General features: G+C 53.3%; 17 protein-coding genes and 1 pseudogene. 9 read left to right on the top strand and 9 right to left on the bottom strand.

Features of this window, described 5'->3' with window-relative positions:
• From AC2VLY_RS10685 to AC2VLY_RS10660, 6 genes and pseudogenes are all read right to left on the bottom strand, one after another.
• Positions 1-118 (bottom strand): annotated as a pseudogene (locus tag AC2VLY_RS10685) (MotA/TolQ/ExbB proton channel family protein); the annotation flags it as partial.
• Between the two features lie 67 nt (positions 119-185).
• On the bottom strand, positions 186-995 hold the full coding sequence (locus AC2VLY_RS10680) for a winged helix-turn-helix transcriptional regulator (RefSeq protein ID WP_486922246.1): 810 nt from the start codon (positions 993-995) through the stop codon (positions 186-188).
• Between the two features lie 150 nt (positions 996-1,145).
• Positions 1,146-2,552: an MFS transporter gene (locus AC2VLY_RS10675; protein ID WP_486892160.1), complete on the bottom strand. Its 1,407-nt coding sequence runs from the start codon at positions 2,550-2,552 to the stop codon at positions 1,146-1,148.
• A 101-nt stretch (positions 2,553-2,653) separates the two neighbouring features.
• Positions 2,654-3,169: a DUF3568 family protein gene (locus AC2VLY_RS10670; protein WP_193649536.1), complete on the bottom strand. Its 516-nt coding sequence runs from the start codon at positions 3,167-3,169 to the stop codon at positions 2,654-2,656.
• 379 nt (positions 3,170-3,548) lie between these two features.
• Positions 3,549-4,073: a hypothetical protein gene (locus AC2VLY_RS10665; RefSeq protein WP_486922245.1), complete on the bottom strand. Its 525-nt coding sequence runs from the start codon at positions 4,071-4,073 to the stop codon at positions 3,549-3,551.
• Positions 4,060-4,233, bottom strand: coding sequence for a hypothetical protein (locus tag AC2VLY_RS10660; protein WP_486922244.1), 174 nt, complete (start codon positions 4,231-4,233; stop codon positions 4,060-4,062). Before AC2VLY_RS10660 ends, AC2VLY_RS10665 begins: the two co-directional genes overlap by 14 nt.
• Positions 4,234-4,385: 152 nt before the next feature.
• Here AC2VLY_RS10660 and AC2VLY_RS10655 point away from each other — a divergent pair, with 152 nt between their 5' ends.
• The gene (locus AC2VLY_RS10655) at positions 4,386-4,637 is read left to right on the top strand and encodes a hypothetical protein (RefSeq protein WP_486922243.1); all 252 of its coding nucleotides are present in this window, start codon (positions 4,386-4,388) and stop codon (positions 4,635-4,637) included.
• Positions 4,638-4,662: 25 nt separating this feature from the next.
• Here the strand turns inward: AC2VLY_RS10655 and AC2VLY_RS10650 are convergent, their stop codons facing one another.
• Positions 4,663-6,159, bottom strand: a complete 1,497-nt coding sequence (locus AC2VLY_RS10650) for a hypothetical protein (protein ID WP_486922242.1) — start codon at positions 6,157-6,159, stop codon at positions 4,663-4,665.
• Positions 6,160-6,260: 101 nt separating this feature from the next.
• Between AC2VLY_RS10650 and AC2VLY_RS10645 the strand changes: the two genes are divergently transcribed.
• From AC2VLY_RS10645 to AC2VLY_RS10615, 7 genes are all read left to right on the top strand, one after another.
• A protein-coding gene (locus AC2VLY_RS10645) for an IS3-like element ISAfe17 family transposase (protein ID WP_486922241.1) occupies positions 6,261-7,429 on the top strand; the annotation gives its coding sequence in 2 pieces (ribosomal slippage) (positions 6,261-6,537 and positions 6,537-7,429; 1,170 coding nt in all).
• 371 nt (positions 7,430-7,800) lie between these two features.
• Positions 7,801-9,855 (top strand): DNA topoisomerase 3, encoded by a 2,055-nt coding sequence (locus tag AC2VLY_RS10640; RefSeq protein ID WP_486922240.1) that lies wholly within the window; start codon positions 7,801-7,803, stop codon positions 9,853-9,855.
• Between the two features lie 495 nt (positions 9,856-10,350).
• Positions 10,351-11,673, top strand: coding sequence for a carbon-nitrogen hydrolase family protein (locus tag AC2VLY_RS10635; RefSeq protein WP_486922239.1), 1,323 nt, complete (start codon positions 10,351-10,353; stop codon positions 11,671-11,673).
• 244 nt (positions 11,674-11,917) lie between these two features.
• Positions 11,918-12,118 carry a hypothetical protein gene (locus tag AC2VLY_RS10630; protein WP_486922237.1) on the top strand — a complete coding sequence of 67 codons (201 nt, stop codon included), beginning with the start codon at positions 11,918-11,920 and terminating at the stop codon, positions 12,116-12,118.
• Entirely contained in the window at positions 12,111-12,374 is a 264-nt protein-coding gene (locus tag AC2VLY_RS10625) for a hypothetical protein (RefSeq protein WP_486922236.1), read from the top strand. The genes AC2VLY_RS10630 and AC2VLY_RS10625 overlap by 8 nt, the downstream gene beginning before the upstream one ends.
• A complete protein-coding gene (locus AC2VLY_RS10620) occupies positions 12,371-12,652 on the top strand; it encodes a hypothetical protein (protein ID WP_486922235.1) in 282 nt (93 codons plus the stop codon). The genes AC2VLY_RS10625 and AC2VLY_RS10620 overlap by 4 nt, the downstream gene beginning before the upstream one ends.
• A gap of 146 nt (positions 12,653-12,798) precedes the next feature.
• Positions 12,799-13,422 (top strand): S26 family signal peptidase, encoded by a 624-nt coding sequence (locus AC2VLY_RS10615; RefSeq protein ID WP_486922234.1) that lies wholly within the window; start codon positions 12,799-12,801, stop codon positions 13,420-13,422.
• A 325-nt stretch (positions 13,423-13,747) separates the two neighbouring features.
• Here the strand turns inward: AC2VLY_RS10615 and AC2VLY_RS10610 are convergent, their stop codons facing one another.
• Both AC2VLY_RS10610 and AC2VLY_RS10605 read right to left on the bottom strand, forming a co-directional pair.
• On the bottom strand, positions 13,748-14,197 hold the full coding sequence (locus AC2VLY_RS10610; RefSeq protein ID WP_486922233.1) for a type II toxin-antitoxin system HicB family antitoxin: 450 nt from the start codon (positions 14,195-14,197) through the stop codon (positions 13,748-13,750).
• 11 nt (positions 14,198-14,208) lie between these two features.
• Positions 14,209-14,439 carry a type II toxin-antitoxin system HicA family toxin gene (locus AC2VLY_RS10605; protein ID WP_486922232.1) on the bottom strand — a complete coding sequence of 77 codons (231 nt, stop codon included), beginning with the start codon at positions 14,437-14,439 and terminating at the stop codon, positions 14,209-14,211.
• 871 nt (positions 14,440-15,310) lie between these two features.
• On the opposite strand from AC2VLY_RS10605, the gene AC2VLY_RS10600 reads away from it, so the two are divergent.
• A complete protein-coding gene (locus tag AC2VLY_RS10600; protein ID WP_215843325.1) occupies positions 15,311-16,321 on the top strand; it encodes an IS110 family RNA-guided transposase in 1,011 nt (336 codons plus the stop codon).
• The last annotated feature ends 546 nt before the right edge of the window (positions 16,322-16,867 follow it).

The following is a 16,867-nucleotide window of genomic DNA, read 5'->3' as shown; positions in this document are numbered from 1 at the left end:
GCCGCAGGTACCAGAAGCGATCCACCATCACGGCCAGTTCCACCAGCAGCATCAGGCCCAGAATGTATAGAACCCCGTCCGAGTAGTTGGCGAGGTGAATGAGATAATGAAGATTCATCAGAAAAGCACCTTGTAACAATGAAGGTGCTACCTTAACAAACTAATGTGACAGTTTTATGAACCTTTTATGACAATTTCACATCAAATGATATTTTTTGCGGCAAAGTCAGCCGATAACCAAAACCATGCACCGTTTCCAGCCATTCTCCGGCACCAGCCGCCTCCATATATTTGCGTAATCGATGAACCTGAGCAGCGACTGAGTTTTCCTGAATGAATTTTTGACCATCGCTGAGCACATTGGCAATTTCCGAGGCCGTAAATGTCCGATCCGGGTGCAAAGCCAGATAATGGAGAAACCGGAATAACCTTCGGCTCAATCTGATTTCAGAACCGTTCAAGCGAATTCGACTGCTTTCAGGGTTGATCCAGATATAGGGATCTTGCCGGACTTCTGTCGTCTCCCAATGATGGCCGTTTTTTAACAGGGTTCCTATTTGGGCGCGTAAAACAGATTCCGTCACCGTATCCGCCAGATAGGCGCTGGCACCGGCATCCAGTGCGGACATGGCATGCGCTTCGTCATCGGCACCCAATGCCAGAACGGATAAGTGCGTACAAACCGGAAGGGATAATAATTCATTCAGCCATGGCGCCATATCCACAGTCCAATCCGTAATAATCAGCAAAACCGGATGCCAGCGTTTAATGAGTGGTAAAACATCACTTTCATGACCATTCAACGCTTTGACAAAAGCGCCGGAGCGCTGTAACCGTAAAGCCATTTTATCTATGGGCTTTCCCGCAGAAAATATCAGGATTCTGGAACCGGAAAGCGCACTGGTGCTTTCCTTTTTTGCAGCCGTCATTAATAACAGGGCATCCGTCAGATGGAATGCATGATGAAGCACGCCTCCGATCATGGTATAAAACATATTCGCTCCTGATTTCTATTTTTCGGTTGATCATTCATAAAATTTTGCGCTTTCCGGAAAACCGTTTTATAGACAGTATTTTCTGGAAAAAGCATCATTCATAAAATCGGGCAGTTATAACAGCCTGCCCGATAGTCGATCAGACAAGTATCAAGAAGGGGTCATCCCGGCAGGCTTGTTTCCGCGCATCGGCACCACAACATCTTCACCACTGGCTTCTTCAAGAGATTTACCAGCAGGCTCCTTGAGGCAGAAAGCGGTGAGCAGCAAACCAGCCAGAGCGAAAAAGAAAGTGATCATCAAAGTTCCATGCAAACCATAATCATGCAGCAAGATCGGGAAAATCAGAGCACCCAAAAAAGCACCTACTTTGGCTGTGCCTGCAGACAGGCCATGTCCGGTAGTCCGTAAATTGACCGGGAAAAGTTCGGCGGCCAGAACAAAGGTGGTGGTATTGGGGCCGTATTCCGCAAAAAAGTAGGAAACACCGTACAGCACCAGAAATACACCCACAGATTGCGTCAGTACCGGGAAAGCACCAATCAGCAGGAACATCAATCCCATCAGAAAAAATCCCAGCATCTGCAGGGTTTTGTGACCAACACGATCAATCGTAAACGCCGCCAGAAAATAACCGGGGACAGCAGCAATGGCAAATACCATCAAACTCAATGCTGTACTGGTCACCACGTCGGCATGCGGGGCAATATGCGACATGATCATGGGGGTAGAAATGGTATTTCCATAATAGGCATAGTCGAACATGAACCAGCCACCGGCTGTACCCAGCAGGGTCAACCAGTAACGGCTCAAAGGCTGTTTGACAATTTTGTCCTGAACCGTGGCCGTGGCCGTTCCCAAGCTGAATGAAGCCAGTTGCTTACCGGCTGCCACGGCATCGCCTTTGACGCGGGCCAACCAGCGCGGAGATTCGGGTAGGGTACGACGAATATAGATAACGGCGGCCGCCGGTAAAGCACCCAGTCCCAGCATCAGACGCCAGGCCAGGTCATGATTCACACCCGCCGCCAGCAGCGTTAAAGCCACTACCGGACCTGTTACCAAACCAATGGCCTGGGCTGAAAAAACCAGACTGACCATGCGACCACGGGATTTGACGTTTGCATATTCGCTCATCAGCACAGCGGAGAGCGGATAATCACCACCAATCCCCAAGCCTAAAATAACGCGGGCGATGAGCAGCACTGTCACATCCGGCGCAAAAGCGGATAGTAGTGCACCAACGGTCATCAACAGTGCTTCAAGACCGTAAATGGCCTTGCGGCCCAGCCGATCCGCCAGGGTACCAAATACGTAGGCACCCACAAAAGTGGCGATGAGCGAAATGGAACCAATCAGCCCGACTTCGGCTGCGCCCAAATGCCACTCACCCTTGATCAGCACCAGGGCGGTACCAATAATGAAAAGATCATAAGCAGAAGTGAAAAAGCCCATTGCGGACGCAAACATGGCTTTCAGATGAAACGGACTGAAACTGACAGAGTTGAGTGCCTCTGCCACATTGTTTTGTGTTGAACTGCCTTGCGGTGTTGCCATCGTGGTCTCCTTTCTAGTCTGGACCTTACGAAAGGCTACACCCCAATTGTGACCGTATTATGAACTTTTTATGACACTTTTATGACAGTTTCCCCAAACCCCTACTGTAGGGGGATGGTTTCCTGGGCTGGCTGCTGCGGCGCCGCTTCTGCAGGAACATTATCTTGCGCAGGCGGGAGACTCGTCGGCGCTGTCGCACTGGCAGCCAAACCCAAATGCTGGGAAAGCAGCTTCTGAAACTGCAAGGACATCGATTTATTACCCAAGGTACCAATACGAATATTCGCCTTGGTGACATCCGTCGCCATGGAGGTCAAGGTTACCCGCACGGTATCTCCTTCCGTGGTCATCCCTTCTAACAGATATTTGGAAGGGCTTTTGCGAATTTCACCATTATAGCGTATGCCCATGTCTGCAAATGCAGATTGAGAAGCAGCACTCACCCGATTCATGGAAGCTGGATAGTAAGCATAAAAATTGGCGACCCCGCCATTTTGCACATAGGCCACTGCCCCGCCACCGGCACCAGCAGCGACGAGTGCAACGCAGCCTCCCAAGGGCAAAGCGGAGACTGCAGCAGCTAAAGCCAAAAAGGTAAAACGTCGTTGAATCAACATGTACCCGCTCCTCCAAACCACCTGAAAACCAAATACAGAAAAGCCCGGATTAACCGGGCCGTTCAAATCAAATTTGGTACCGAGAGTCGGAACCTGTATTAAGCGCACAAAAAAACCTAATACATTGTTTATTAACCGGTAATTGTGACCTTAGCGATCTTGCATCACTGGAAAATACCAACATAAATACCAACAAAAGAAAATCGGTACCACCTTTATCCAAATCCCGATGAAATTCTAGCATACCCCATACATGAACATCCATATACTTACCGACATCATCCAACGCCCCCATTCCCAGAAACAAAATATTTCCATTACAAAACAAAGGCGCGTTCTGGTAGAAGGCTTTATTGATTTCCGATTCTACCTGTGAAGCCTATCTGATCTGGTCCGCAAGGTCTGTCTCAACGATCTCCAGCAATGATCGCTCACCGCATAAAAAGATCGATGCGGTTGAGTTTGCTGGATGAATCTGACACCCAAGACCGAGGCCATCAAGCCGATCCTTGGTGACATGCCGCCGGCGGGCTATGGGAGTGGTCCCCCACGTTCCCACCTTCAGTTTCAGATAAACGGCCAGGTCGAACAGGCTCATTCCTCGCACATGCTCTCGCCAGTGCCCTGGTGAAAACGGTTGCCAAAGATCAACCGATCGATTCACCGTCGGCATGGGTCCGTATGCCGGATCTCCGGACTCGTATGGACCCGGATCAATCCTGGTGATCAGGCTGGCTCCGGACCAGGCCAAAGCGTCATGGCCGAGCCTGCTCCAAGATAGCACCAGGAGTTTGGCCTTTGTATATGGCAGTGGGCTATGCTCTGGGAGTAAGTCGACCAGCAAGGAAAGCTCGTTACGCAGATCTTGCGGGATCGCGTTGAGAGTTGATTCACTCCGCATCATCAATGTCTTCCTCTGGTTCTGCTTGCTGCAAATGGTCAACGGTGCAACGATAACCGTTTATGGCCCAGGCCGCAGCGATGAGCAAGTCCGGCGCCCCGCCTTCGACAAACGCGGTCCCACAAAGCAGCTCATCCGGGACCTCGATTTTCTGATAATCCATCCATCCCTCCGCCCTCTGAGTCAAGTTTCCTGCCTGGTATAGATCGAACGCGGGTAAGCCCCTTCATTTATCTCCGAATCCCTCGATCTATACCAGACATGCGACGAATCTCAAATCTTGCGTTTAACCAGGAGTTCCCTGAAGCCTCTGGGTTGTCTGGCATCCCAGCAGACAACAAGGTTCGGATTGCTCGGGATACGAGCAACCCCTATGATCAGGACGCTGTGGGGATCTGGCTTGAAGAATACCCGAAAACGCCCATCGGCTGGCTTTATCGCAAAGACGACAACCGGGATGCCGTGCTGCAAAAGCTCAACGCCGGCGGAGAGATCACGGGGCACATTGAGCAACGCACCCGCAGAAAAGGTGAGAAGCCACGGAAAGTTGTGGTATTTTGGCTATGAGGAGATACTGTCCTGATTTTGTACACTAATTATTTATCAAGTGCTTCAGGTGAGGAAGCATTTCGCTCCAACCATCCTGAAATAGCCGACGATAAATAATATTCTCGCCCGGGAAGGCTGCCAAGGCTAATCCACTTAACTTGAAATAGCGATACTGATTGACCTCAGCGCACGTACAGAATCGTTCAATACCAAAATGCGATATAGCCTGTCCAGCCCTCTCCACCTCAGCAATGGATGTAACAAAAAATGGATTTTCATCTATAACTGAGGGTGACATATCGTGTTCTTGAAGCTTGCGTCGCACGCAAGCAAGAAGATAATTAATTATGTGTGGAGTAAAAAGATACCAATCCTCATAGGTGATGACGAATGGATATATTGGGAGATCATTATGGCACCATTTTGATTTTCCGGAGATTACATCATTAATGTTCCTGTATAGCTGGACAACTGCATTTGCGAGATTCTCAAGCGACCTTTTTAGAGCATCTCCATCAGAACTTTCTTTAGCTTCATGGAGTAGACGACGAGCCTTGCACTCGATAAATATGTTGCCGCTATCATCACTTACGATCCAGTCGACGCCGTGCTTAGTCTGGCCGCTTACGTTATATGGTTGTTCGCCACATACTTTATATTTTTCTGAGTTGAATATTTCACCCAAAACCTTTCCAACATACCTCTCGAAAGATCTTCCGAATTTGTCCCCAAATTTTTTTTCTCCGCTATCTACTAGATCATAAAAAACACCCTCTGTAACACGCCTGAAAAGCAACTCTGGAAGCGGGCACCAGATCTCAGAATTCCCGGCAACTTCAATGTTAATCAGTGGCCATGCCTCTAGTGGGTTCCATGTGTATGCCCAGCTTTCGTCATATCTTTGTTTTTCTGATACAATCTTGCGAATATCATTGATTGTTTTTGTGGTCATTTTGAAAAAAGTATCTCGCGCCTCGTTATTCGTCACAATTACAGAATAGTCTTGATTGGTATTTATTGATAAATTACTCTTTGCGATCCCACTTATTGTTAAAGACATCGCACACATATCAGATATTGATGTGCCAGTTACGCGCTTAAAAATGGTTGCCAAATCAGGATCGCTGTAGATGTAGAACGTACGAAAAATACGCGCCTCATCTAAGCTATATTGCCAACGTACCTGCTGATGTGCCAGCGGGAACAAAGCCTGTAAGGCGCTGTCGCCTGAGTTTATCGTACGCCTCGATATTTTGCTTGTAAGATCTCTAATAAGGTTGATATAGTTGGCGAGACCATTCAAGGACGATAGCGCATCACTATACCCATTCGCGTGGAGTAGTATTTCTCGGCATAGAATGTGAAGTTCCCAAACATGAAACTCGAAAGGATTGCGGCCACCAAAACTTACCGGAATTCTTATTGTTCCAGAGACGTCGGCTCTCTTTTGGTAATTCCAACAGTTTTTAAGAGATGGTTGCAGGGCCAACTTACGAATTGCATTCCTAAGCGGCTTATATAGATCGAATATGTCTGCCATTGGTTTTTGCCTAAAGTTTTGTGACGCTATACGGGGAAGAATATAGTGGACCCCAGATTTGAGACAATAGTTTAAGCTTGTTGTCTGGTCAGGAGGAGACGATGAGCGCAGCAAAGCGGAAAGTGTATGGAGCAGTCTTTAAGGGCAAGGTGGGGCTGGAGGCGATCCGGGGCCTGAAAACCATCAACGAGATTGCGCAGGAGCATGGAGTGCATCCGGCGCAGGTCGGGCAATGGAAGAAGGCTATTCTGGAGCAGGTGGGTACTTTATTTGAGGGCAAGCGTGGCCCACATCCCATTGATGCGCACAGCGACCCGGAGCATCTTTACAGTGAAATCGGGCGGTTGAAAGTCGAACTGGATTGGCTGAAAAAAAAGTCCGGAGTGTGACGGTAGAGACGCGGCGGACGTGGATCGCACCGAATCCGTTGATCTCTATTCAACGGCAGTGTCACCTGGCTGGCGTGGCCCGAGCCACGGTTTACGCGCAGCGACCCGAAAAGCCATTGGACGCAGAGGATAAAGTGCTCATGGATTTACTGGATGCCCAATACACAACAACGCCGTTTTATGGGAGTCGCCGGATGACCGTATATCTCCAAAATCTGGGGTTTAGGGTCAATCGCAAACGGGTGCAGCGATTGATGCGCACCTTGGGTTTGGCGGGCATGGCTCCAGGGCCGCACACCAGCCGACCCCATCCAGCGCATAAGATTTATCCCTACCTGCTGCGGGGGCTGACGATTGATCGCCCCGGTCAGGTCTGGAGTACGGATATCACGTATATCCGGCTCCGCCATGGATTTGTCTATCTGGTGGCTATTATGGACTGGTACAGCCGTAAGGTGTTGAGCTGGAGGATCAGTAATACCATGGAGGCAGAGTTCTGTGTGGCCTGTCTGGAAGAGGCGCTACAACGCTATGGTGCGCCGGAGATCTTCAATACGGACCAAGGCAGCCAATTCACCGCTGAGGCGTTTACAGGCTTACTTCAGGCGCATGGTGTACAGATCAGCATGGACGGTCGTGGTCGCGCCCTGGATAACATCTTCGTGGAGCGGCTTTGGCGCAGTGTGAAGTACGAGGATATTTACCTGCGGGGCTATGGCCATGTACCAGAACTGATGGTTGGGCTGACTGCCTACTTTGAGTTTTACAATAGTCGCCGCCCGCATCAGTCCCTCGGCTATCTGACACCAGATCAGGTATACCTGACAGGGCAAAGGGGCGGCGCCTGCATTGTGGACCGCTATCCAAAAGTCGCAGCATGACCATTACTCAGGGACGATTTGGGGCAGCGCCATTCTGCTGCAATGTTAGAAACCAGACTAGCTTAAACTCTCGCTCTTTTTGTCTTGACTCATGGGTCCACCATAGAATCCTGTTTTCCCTACCAGTCCTGCCATGGGTTGCTCTCCCTTCCAATCGGCTCCCTACATTTTACTGGAAATGGGGGGTTTTTCGAACTTCCCTGTACATTTACATCTTTCCACGATGCACAGCGAGGTTCGTTTTAGCTGCGGCAACTCCGTTAGGGGAGAGTCCATACACGGTAGACGCATAATACTGACCCTCCCCCGATCTATACCCTCGCGTTGGGGTGACGCAGAGCGTCTACCCGGTAGACGATTGAGGGTGTCTGATGAAAGTATATATTGCTGAGAAGCCCAGCCTGGGCAAAGGGATCGCCGAGTATTTACCCGGCTCGAAGAGCAAGGGGAGTGGTTACATCCAATGTGGATCGGATACCGTCGTGACCTGGTGTTTCGGCCATATATTCGAGCGGGAAGAGCCGGACTTTTACACGCCTGATGATGTTCCCACCACACCAAAGGGCAAGAAGAAATGGCGCTTTGAGGAACTGCCCATCTTTCCGGAGCAATGGGAAAAGCGGGCGAAGGATGACGCCAAGGCCCAGATCAAGGTGATCAGGGACCTGCTCAAGAAGGCTTCGTCTGTAGTCAATGCTGGCGACCCGGACCGGGAGGGCCAGCTGCTGGTGGATGAGGTCCTGGAGGAACTCCGCTGGAAAGGGCCTACGCAACGCATTTGGCTGGCCGCTCTTGATGAGCAGTCCGTGCGCAAGGCGCTGTCATCGCTCAAGAATAACCAGGATTACCAGAATCTCCGAAATTCAGCAGAAGCGCGCTCTCGCGCGGACTGGCTCATGGGCATGAATCTCACCCGTGCTTTCACCCTGCGCAACAGCGGTGCTGGGGTCGTTTCCGTGGGCCGTGTGCAGACACCAACTCTGGCTCTGGTTGTGGCTCGTGACGAGAAGATCGAGCACTTCAAACCCAAGGATTATTATGTGCCGCGCATAAACGCGGGCTTCTGGGCCGCCTGGGAGTTGCGGGAAGATTTTGAGGGTGTCGATGCCGAAGGCTACCTCACTGACCGGATAGCTGCTGACCGGCTGGCAACCCAGGCCAAAACAGATGGCAAAGCGACAGTAAAGGACTTCACCAGCGCCGAAAAGCAGCAACTGGCACCGCTAGGGTTCTCTCTCGCCGAACTGCAAAAGGTCTGCTCGGCCAAGCTCGGCATGTCGGCACAAAATGTCCTTGATGCGGCCCAAGCGCTGTACGAGGAACACAAGGCAGCGACCTATCCCCGGACCGATTGTCGCTATCTACCGGAAGAACAGCATGTGGATGCCGGACAGATACTGTCCGGCCTGGCAAAAGCTGGATTTGCGGATCTGGTGAAAGCCGCCGATTCTAACCGGAAGTCGGCCATCTGGAATACGGGTAAAGTGACGGCGCACCACGCCATCATTCCGACCGGCTCCATGCAAGGCTCTATGAGTCCCGCAGTAGCCAAAGTTTACGAGATCATCGTCCGCTCCTATCTCGCGCAGTTCTATCCGCCCTATGTGTACCGGGCGATCAAGGCCCTGCTGACTTGTATCAGCGAGGACTGGAAGGCGACTGCCAACATCCCGATCTCTGCAGGCTGGAAAGCCGTGTATGGGATGACCGATGACGATAATGATGACGCCCCCGCCCAGCCGATCCCGGAGCTCAAAAAGGGACAAGTCCTGGCGGTTCAGGATGCGGACGTGCAGGCAAAGCAGACCAAACCGCCCGCGCGGTTCACCGATGGCTCTCTCATTGAGGCGATGAGCAACATCCATAAGGTAGTGGAGGATGAGGCCGCCAAGACCAAGCTCAAGGAGACCTCTGGGCTGGGGACTGAGGCCACCCGGGCCAACATCATTGAAACGCTGCTGACACGGGGATTCCTGGAACGCAAAGGAAAACAGATTCTCTCCACCCAGGCCGGGCGCGCTCTGGTTCACGCGCTGCCCAAAGACCTCACGGATCCCGTCATGACGGCCCGCTGGGAGGACGCACTATCGTCCGTGTCCGAAGGGCGCCTGACGCTACAGCAGTTCGAGGAAGCGCAGCGCAAATTCGTCTCGCGCATGATCGAAGCAGCCAAAGCGGCAACCATCGCTGTCGGGCAAGCACGGTCATCTTCCACCGCTGGTGGCAAACCGTCTACCGGAAAAACGCGGGGCAAAGGGCAAAAGGCTGGTCCCGCTGGCCCCACCTGCCCTGCCTGCAAAAAACCGACCATCACCCTGAAGACGAAGAAAGGGAGCACCTTCTTCAAGTGCGAGGGCTGCCAGTCCTGCTGGTGGCCGGACAAGCAGGATGCCAAGAAGTTCGGAACAAAGTGGAGCGATAAGTAACAGAACGCAAGCCTCTCCTGAAATCGTCTACCGGGTAGACGATCGCCCCCCAAAAAAAGCGTATCCGAGATTCAGTATTGAACAAATGGGTCGCCAAAATTCTGTCGGCGGCCACGTCGCACCGGTAATCGGGCGTCTACCGGGTAGACGCTGGACCGATCTCCTCTGTCAGAAATCGTTTACCCGGTAGACGCCGCACGAAAAAACACGAGATTCCCGCTGAACGATGCCCAAAAAATCGTCTACCGGGTAGACGAAAACGCCAAAAAAAGCATTTACCGAAAGAAAAGCGGAACGCAAGATAAAGAAGGGGTATAACTGCGTTCAGCCGCTAGACGGCGCATTTTTTCCGGGAAAACGTGGCCGCTTCGTCCGTCTACCCGGCAGACGATCGCCCGCCCCGCTGCCCTGCCCCTATCCATACATCGCTAACTGGGAGGACATAAATCGTCTACCGGGTAGACGATTCAACCTGCTGCCGATCTATACCCGCTCATGCAGAGCAAAACCGTAAACATTTCCGTCTACCCGGTAGACGATGATCTGAAGCCCCCTCCCCTCTCCCAACTCGCCACCCCGGTATTCTTGGGTGCCCTCGTGGGCGCTTTGGCCTGGCCCCATGCCATATGGCTTGCGCCACTGGCCTTGCTGCTTCTGCCCGTTTTGAACAAGCGGCACTGGTTGGCGCCATTTGCCCTGATGTTCGGATACCACCTGGCGACAACCTACGGACTCATCAAAGGCACGGCGGTATTCTTCCCACACTCAGGACTATTGCTCGGTATTGGATTCTGGTCGCTTTCATCGCTGGCCTTTGCCCTGCCCTATCTGGCGTATCGGATCATCGCCCAGCGTTTCTGTGGTGCAACCCTGCGAAGGGCGCAACCCTTGCCGGGTGCAGCCCCTTCGCAGGGTGCAACCCTTGCAGGTTGCGGTTTTGGCGCTATCGCGGCCACTGTCATCACATCCGTCACATCCACGATCTTACCGCCCCTGGGAATCATTGGCTGGACTTCGCCCTGGCTCGGCGCTGTCGCCGCAGGGCCAACAGGGATCCTGATGACCCTGCTCGGCATCTTTGCCATGGGTATCCGTGCGCGAAAAAAACCGGACTCCCTTGTGCGTGTGCTGATGGCTGTCATCATTATTTTTGATCTCTGGCTTCTGGGTTTTTCCAACTCGCAACTACTGCCTGTTGCCCCTACGGGGTGGGTGGGCATCAATACGCATCTGGGCCGCCTCCGCTCCGCCCTGTCTTATGTGGATGCGTCCATGAAGCTGGCCCCGAAGGTTCTGGCGGATCTGCGCGCAGGCAGCAAGCTGGTGTTGACCCCGGAAGGGGCGGCCGGCCCCTGGTTGCCGGGCACCCGGGCCATTTGGCGTCCGGTCATCCGCTGGACGGCGCGGCACCCGGGGCAAACTGTATTGCTCGGGGCCGATGTGCCCTTTGCAAAGGGCTATCTGGATGCGCTGGTGAAGATCCAGGATGGCCACCAGACGGTCCTGCCGGATCACATCCCGGTGCCCTTTTCCATGTGGCACCCATGGCGCCCCCGGGGCAGTTTCCGAATGGCACCGTTTTCCCGGAAACCGGAAACCACAGAGATCGACGGCAGAAAGGTCGGCTATCTCATCTGCTATGAGCAACTATTGATGTGGCCTGCCCTTGATCTATACCCGCAGGGGATTCAGTTCCTGATGGCCCCGGCCAACGACTGGTGGGCGCGGGGAACAGATATTCCGGCCATCCAGAGGGCTTCTGCAAAAGCCTGGGGCGCGTTTTTTGGAGTGCCGGTATTGTTCGCGGTGAACCGGTGAGGAAGATTAGCCAGGGACGCCTGATAATGAGGCACGGGGGGATGATGGTGATTTGTCATCCTTTTGCAAACTTCTCAGCAGGGTTATCCACAGATTTTGGGGGTAAGTGGGATGCACGAAGAAAACAGAATCGAAGCGCCCTATCGTTGTCCATTTTGCGGGGCACCAAGCTGGGTGGAGCCATCGGATCAGTCTCCGCCAGCGAACTATTGCGGGGAACTGGGCCATGGGGAACCGGATGCCAATGAGCGCAGAAAGACAGGCTGAATTGTCCTTGGCGACCCGTAAGCGTTACTGGCGATCATTGACACGTCACGATCCCGCACTGGACCCCCGGTTGTATCCCGGGATTATTGAAGAACTCCAGGCAGCTTTGCGAAACGCTCTCGTGGAGATACCTGATGAAGAAAGAGACAAGGAAAATAGAGGGGCGTGGTTTGGCTGATATACAAAAAATGGCAGAACGTATTTTTTACCATGTGGAAAAGGGACATCTTCCCACGGGTTATGCGGTAGCCATGGGATCGCTGATTGAGATTTATGCGCATAACGATTTTGTCCATGCCTGGGTGTTGTCGGCCTATCCTGCCACCGTCGAAAAATTACTGGCCTGCATGGTGCTTCATCGCCGCTGGCATGAAGAAAACTGGATGGTGAAACAGATTGAGCAATCAGAATGGGCAGCGGTGTCTGGCTTATGAAATCCGCGACTGACCCATTACTGGCCTGGAAACCCATGCTGGACTCCATGACGGGCGGTCGTCGTGAACGCTTAAAGGAATTGCTCAGAGAGCATCTGTCCCGTCCCCTTACTGCGCAACAGTGGATGACCCAATGGGAAAAGGTGCTATCTGCGGATTATTCCCGGATTCCGGCTGAACAGCACATATCTATCCTGGAAGCCTCTCTGGAAGAGGCCATCAACGTCCTGAGGGGTCTGGCGCGTGAGTCATCTTCGGCAAGTCATCACCCGGCTTGATCAGAGGCTGATCGCATTCTTTGAGCGGCCCGGTCCGCATAGGGTTGCTGAGGCACTGCTTTGGGGGGTCACCCATATTGAGCGGTTATTCTTCTTGCCTTTCCGTCTGTTGACAGGCCCTGCACGTTTTTTTCTGGAGCGGCGTCATGCAAAAGATGCAAAAAATCTCCGCCGTAACCGCTAAACGGCCTGCAAGACTGCCGTCTGCAAGACTGATCTGGTGGAGCGCATGGGGGATTATTGGCGTTCTGGTACTGAACGCGGCCATAGGATTATGGATGCACTATCGGCACCTGGTTCTGAATGACTCGACCTGCGAGCCGGTGGGGATCTACCATCTTCTGGGATCTCCTTATCCATTGCATGACGGAGAACTGGTCGAGGTCGAGATTCCGGGTCCTGCCCATCATGCGGCCGTCGCAGAAGGACTGAAGTACCACTGGTTTCCCGCTGGACAGCCGTGGATCAAAGAGATTGCCGCTGTCCCCGGACAGACCGTAATACTGGCGAGATCCGGGGTCCGGGTGGACGGACACCTGCTCCCGAACTCCCGGGTGGATCGCTGGACACCCGGGCACCATCACCAGATTATCCATTATCCTTTTGGCATCTATCACCTGAAGCGTGGACAGGTATGGCTCTATGCTCCAGGGAACTACGCTTTTGATTCCAGCTATTATGGTCCAGTCCCTGAATCACACGTCCTGCAGCGTGTATCTCCGTGGGCGACGATTGCGGGGAGTCAATTCTGGCTGCAGAGGGGGGATTAGCCTTGTGAAAACGGGGTCTCTCGCGGTGCCTTGCGATAAAGACCGAGATGCATGGCTTTTTGCTTATTCGGCCTGGTTTGCACACTTCCGACTGATGCAGCCTGCTGATGCGGGCTGGAGACTGAATCGAATCAGCGCCGGCTGGACGCACGACATGGTTGCAGCCAGTTTGCTGCCCTCGTGGATCAGACTATTTGGAGAGGATGCGGCGCCTCGTTTTGGCAATCTGAAGAGCGCGTTCTGCCGGACGCAAACCGGAGCCGGGGAGCCGGAATCGTCTACCGGGTAGACGCGCTGACCCGGCAACAGGCTGGGAGGTTGCGTTTTAAGCCGCAACCATCGTTTGCGCTTGCCGTTGATCCTCGATAATGATTCCCACGCCGAGGACGGTCAGCGCCGCAATGATCCCGTCCATGCGGGATGCGTGATCCATATCCACCAGACGGCGGATAGCGCCTTCGGAGAGGTGAAGGCGCCGCGCCAGTTCAGTATTGTTCACACTTTCTGACTGCATCGCTGACCGCAATACCAACTTGGCCGCTACCAGTGCCGCCACTGGCACCAGGTATTCGCCTTGTGCAGGAATGGATGGCGTGGGGATATCTTGCTGGTCCAGAACGTAACCAGCCAGGGCCGCGCCCAGCGCGTCGCTCATGGCCAGCAACGCCTCGCTTTCGGTGGCACCGCTGGTGAGCGCTTCGGGTACATCACGAGAGGTGGCGAGGAACTCTCCATCCTCATCCTTTACCAGCGTTACCGGGTATATATATCGCATATTAAACTCCTTTATAGATCATCTGGGCTAATGCCCAGTTGCAAACACATTGCTTTTAGCAAACCTATGCCGATTTCTTTCTTGCGGTCTTTGAGTGTGGTGAACCGGGTGCCGTAATAGAGGCGCCCATGGCTACCATGGCCGTGGCGCTTGTCGAATCGCACCGCTTGTCCGGTATTCTGGCCTAATCGCTTCACCCGCTTTTCAAATTCCGCCCCTGTCATCGCGCACGTCCATTTCATTTCAATGTGCTTATTATCGTACAGATGTGTACGCCGTGCAAGCGCCCCACCTACTCCACAAACCCTTGCAGAGTGCAACCCCACCGTCTTGCGGACGTCTCACATTTGCCAACCCATCCAATCGCCTACCCGGTAGACGCACCCAGTAAAAAATCAGCATGAGGACGGGGTCGCGTTATCCCCGCAGCTCCACCGCCTTGTGGACAGCTCCACTTGCAGTGGACCAGCCGGTACCCGTTCCGGCCTGCTGCCCACAACCCGCGCTACCGCCGGGTCTGAGTGGACCCTTCGTTGCGCGGGCTTTGGGCCGTGGATTTCGGGGATAACGCATCACAGCCATCGTCTACCCGGTAGACGGAAATACCCCAACTGTCCACTGACAATAAAGTATCATCCTGGAAGCCACGTAACCCATTGATTTCATCATCCCTGAATCTGGCCTGAAACTTTATGTTTCATCCTGGAGCTTTATACCAGAATATACATAACGACTTCCCCGGACAAAAAAGTATCATCCTGCGTCTCGCGGTTTTCTGCCACTCGGCATGCTTATCTCCAATGACAAGTTTGCAGCGGAAGCGGTCTACCTGTATCACATTAAGAGAAAATTATAGAGCAAATCAACTGGCCAATCTATCCATGATGTCTTTTTCAGGACGCCTGTTGAGGCGCATGGGTACCCCCCCCCCGCTTCCAGTCTTGCTGCCGACCATCAGGACTCAACAGCGGCAGGGCAGCGTAAGCGGTCATTCCAATGAAGATCTAGAGCGGTAGCACGCTCAACCATGAAATAATGGGATGAACGTCCTCTTTCCCCCCCGCATGGTCTGGTGCCACGATGGGGGCCTTATCGAAACAGGAGATTCATCCAATGAAAGAGATTACGACCTTGGGCATTGACCTGGCAAAAAATATTTTCCAGCTACATGGCGTGGATCGCCATGGGAAGCCGGTGTTGAAGAAGACCGTTAGCCGAGCCAGGCTCCTGGAAGCACTGGCCAATATTCCGCCGTGCCTCGTGGGTATCGAAGCCTGCGGAGGTGCCCATCACTGGGCAAGGGAAATTGGCAAGCTGGGACACAAGGTGCAGATCATTGCGCCTCAGTTTGTGGTTCCGTACCGCAAGAGTGGGAAGAATGATGCCAACGATGCTGAAGCGATTTGTGAAGCGGTGGCGCGGCCCCAGATGCGGTTTGTGGCGATCAAGACGCCCGAGCAGCAGGCGGCTTTGACTTTGCACCGGGTCCGGGAGGCCATCAAGGTGGACCGTACGGCATTGATCAACCGGATTCGTGGCTTGTTGCAAGAATTTGGCATTGTCCTGCCGCAGGGGGCGGCGCAATTCTCCCGTCGGCTATTGGCGGCCATTACGGATGCGAATATGCCCCTGGATGCGATCAGCATCTTTGCCGCGTTACGGGGGGATTTGCTCCGCTTGGACGAGCGCTTGGCGGAGTGTGATCAGGGCATTCGTCGTCTTGCGCAAGAAGCGACCGCACAACGCTTGGCAGAGATACCCGGCGTTGGCTCGGTGACGGCGACTGCGGTGGTGGCGAGTGTGGGGGATGCCCAACTTTTCCGTAATGGTCGGGAACTGGCAGCCTGGGTCGGTCTCGTACCCCGGCAATCAAGCTCCGGAGGGAAGAGCCGCTTGGGCAGGATTACCAAGCAGGGAGACTCCTACCTGCGTACCTTGTTTGTCCAGGGAGCGATGGCCGTGATCCGGCATTTGGGAGAGAAAAAGGATCCCCGCTCGCAATGGATTCGAGACCTCATAACTCGTCGGGGTATCCAAAAGGCGGCTGTGGCCTTGGCTGGCAAGATGGTGCGCACTACCTGGGTCTTGATGGCTCGTGGAGAGTCCTATCGCGGGGCAGTATAGCAGTAGCAGGAAGGCAGACGATTTCGATTGGTCAGGACAACCAAGGAGGTAACTACCGTTTTACGATTTGCGTGATGACGAAAGATGGCGGATTGGTCGAACCAATATCTGGAGAACCTGAGTGTTGCATTGGCTATAAAAAAGCCGTTGAAGTAATGAGGACCAGGTATGCGGATTATCCATCGGGGCCAAGGCGATATGCCTATCAACAGGCCGGATACATGTTTGCATTCGAACCAAACCACAATCTACGGCATCTTGCAAAGTCGAGGACGTTCATACATGCAGCACCGATGGCCCAAGAGGATTGGTGGTGAGAAATGGAGAGGAAGTATCCCCCAGTTGAGCATGGATGAACGGAACCTATTACAAAGAGGGTTGATCTGGGAGATGAGTTTGCGCACGATAGCCAACAATGCCTTGAGCCGCAGTCCGTGCAGGTTAAAGCCGAGAGCAATGAAAGGGTTGGTGCGACGGTAGCTATGATGCCGTGCAGCATGGGTGGAATAGGTGTAACACCGGCGGGGTAGGCCACGCAAATTCGAC

The sequence above is a fragment of the Acidithiobacillus sp. TH-A36 genome, assembly GCF_057473445.1.
The sequence above is the reverse complement of the archived record's forward strand: the minus strand, read 5'-3'. Positions and strand labels throughout refer to the sequence as shown.

What these genes read in the sequence shown, in the direction of transcription:
- AC2VLY_RS10610 (WP_486922233.1), bottom strand. Translation starts at nt 14,197, where the DNA reads ATGCGATATATATACCCGGTAACGCTGGTAAAGGATGAGGATGGAGAG.
- AC2VLY_RS10620 (WP_486922235.1), top strand. Translation starts at nt 12,371, where the DNA reads ATGAAATCCGCGACTGACCCATTACTGGCCTGGAAACCCATGCTGGAC.
- AC2VLY_RS10670 (WP_193649536.1), bottom strand. Translation starts at nt 3,169, where the DNA reads ATGTTGATTCAACGACGTTTTACCTTTTTGGCTTTAGCTGCTGCAGTC.
- AC2VLY_RS10640 (WP_486922240.1), top strand. Translation starts at nt 7,801, where the DNA reads ATGAAAGTATATATTGCTGAGAAGCCCAGCCTGGGCAAAGGGATCGCC.
- AC2VLY_RS10600 (WP_215843325.1), top strand. Translation starts at nt 15,311, where the DNA reads ATGAAAGAGATTACGACCTTGGGCATTGACCTGGCAAAAAATATTTTC.
- AC2VLY_RS10650 (WP_486922242.1), bottom strand. Translation starts at nt 6,159, where the DNA reads ATGGCAGACATATTCGATCTATATAAGCCGCTTAGGAATGCAATTCGT.
- AC2VLY_RS10635 (WP_486922239.1), top strand. Translation starts at nt 10,351, where the DNA reads ATGCAGAGCAAAACCGTAAACATTTCCGTCTACCCGGTAGACGATGAT.
- AC2VLY_RS10675 (WP_486892160.1), bottom strand. Translation starts at nt 2,552, where the DNA reads ATGGCAACACCGCAAGGCAGTTCAACACAAAACAATGTGGCAGAGGCA.
- AC2VLY_RS10630 (WP_486922237.1), top strand. Translation starts at nt 11,918, where the DNA reads ATGAGCGCAGAAAGACAGGCTGAATTGTCCTTGGCGACCCGTAAGCGT.
- AC2VLY_RS10605 (WP_486922232.1), bottom strand. Translation starts at nt 14,439, where the DNA reads ATGAAATGGACGTGCGCGATGACAGGGGCGGAATTTGAAAAGCGGGTG.
- AC2VLY_RS10665 (WP_486922245.1), bottom strand. Translation starts at nt 4,073, where the DNA reads ATGATGCGGAGTGAATCAACTCTCAACGCGATCCCGCAAGATCTGCGT.
- AC2VLY_RS10660 (WP_486922244.1), bottom strand. Translation starts at nt 4,233, where the DNA reads ATGGATTATCAGAAAATCGAGGTCCCGGATGAGCTGCTTTGTGGGACC.
- AC2VLY_RS10680 (WP_486922246.1), bottom strand. Translation starts at nt 995, where the DNA reads ATGTTTTATACCATGATCGGAGGCGTGCTTCATCATGCATTCCATCTG.
- AC2VLY_RS10615 (WP_486922234.1), top strand. Translation starts at nt 12,799, where the DNA reads ATGCAAAAGATGCAAAAAATCTCCGCCGTAACCGCTAAACGGCCTGCA.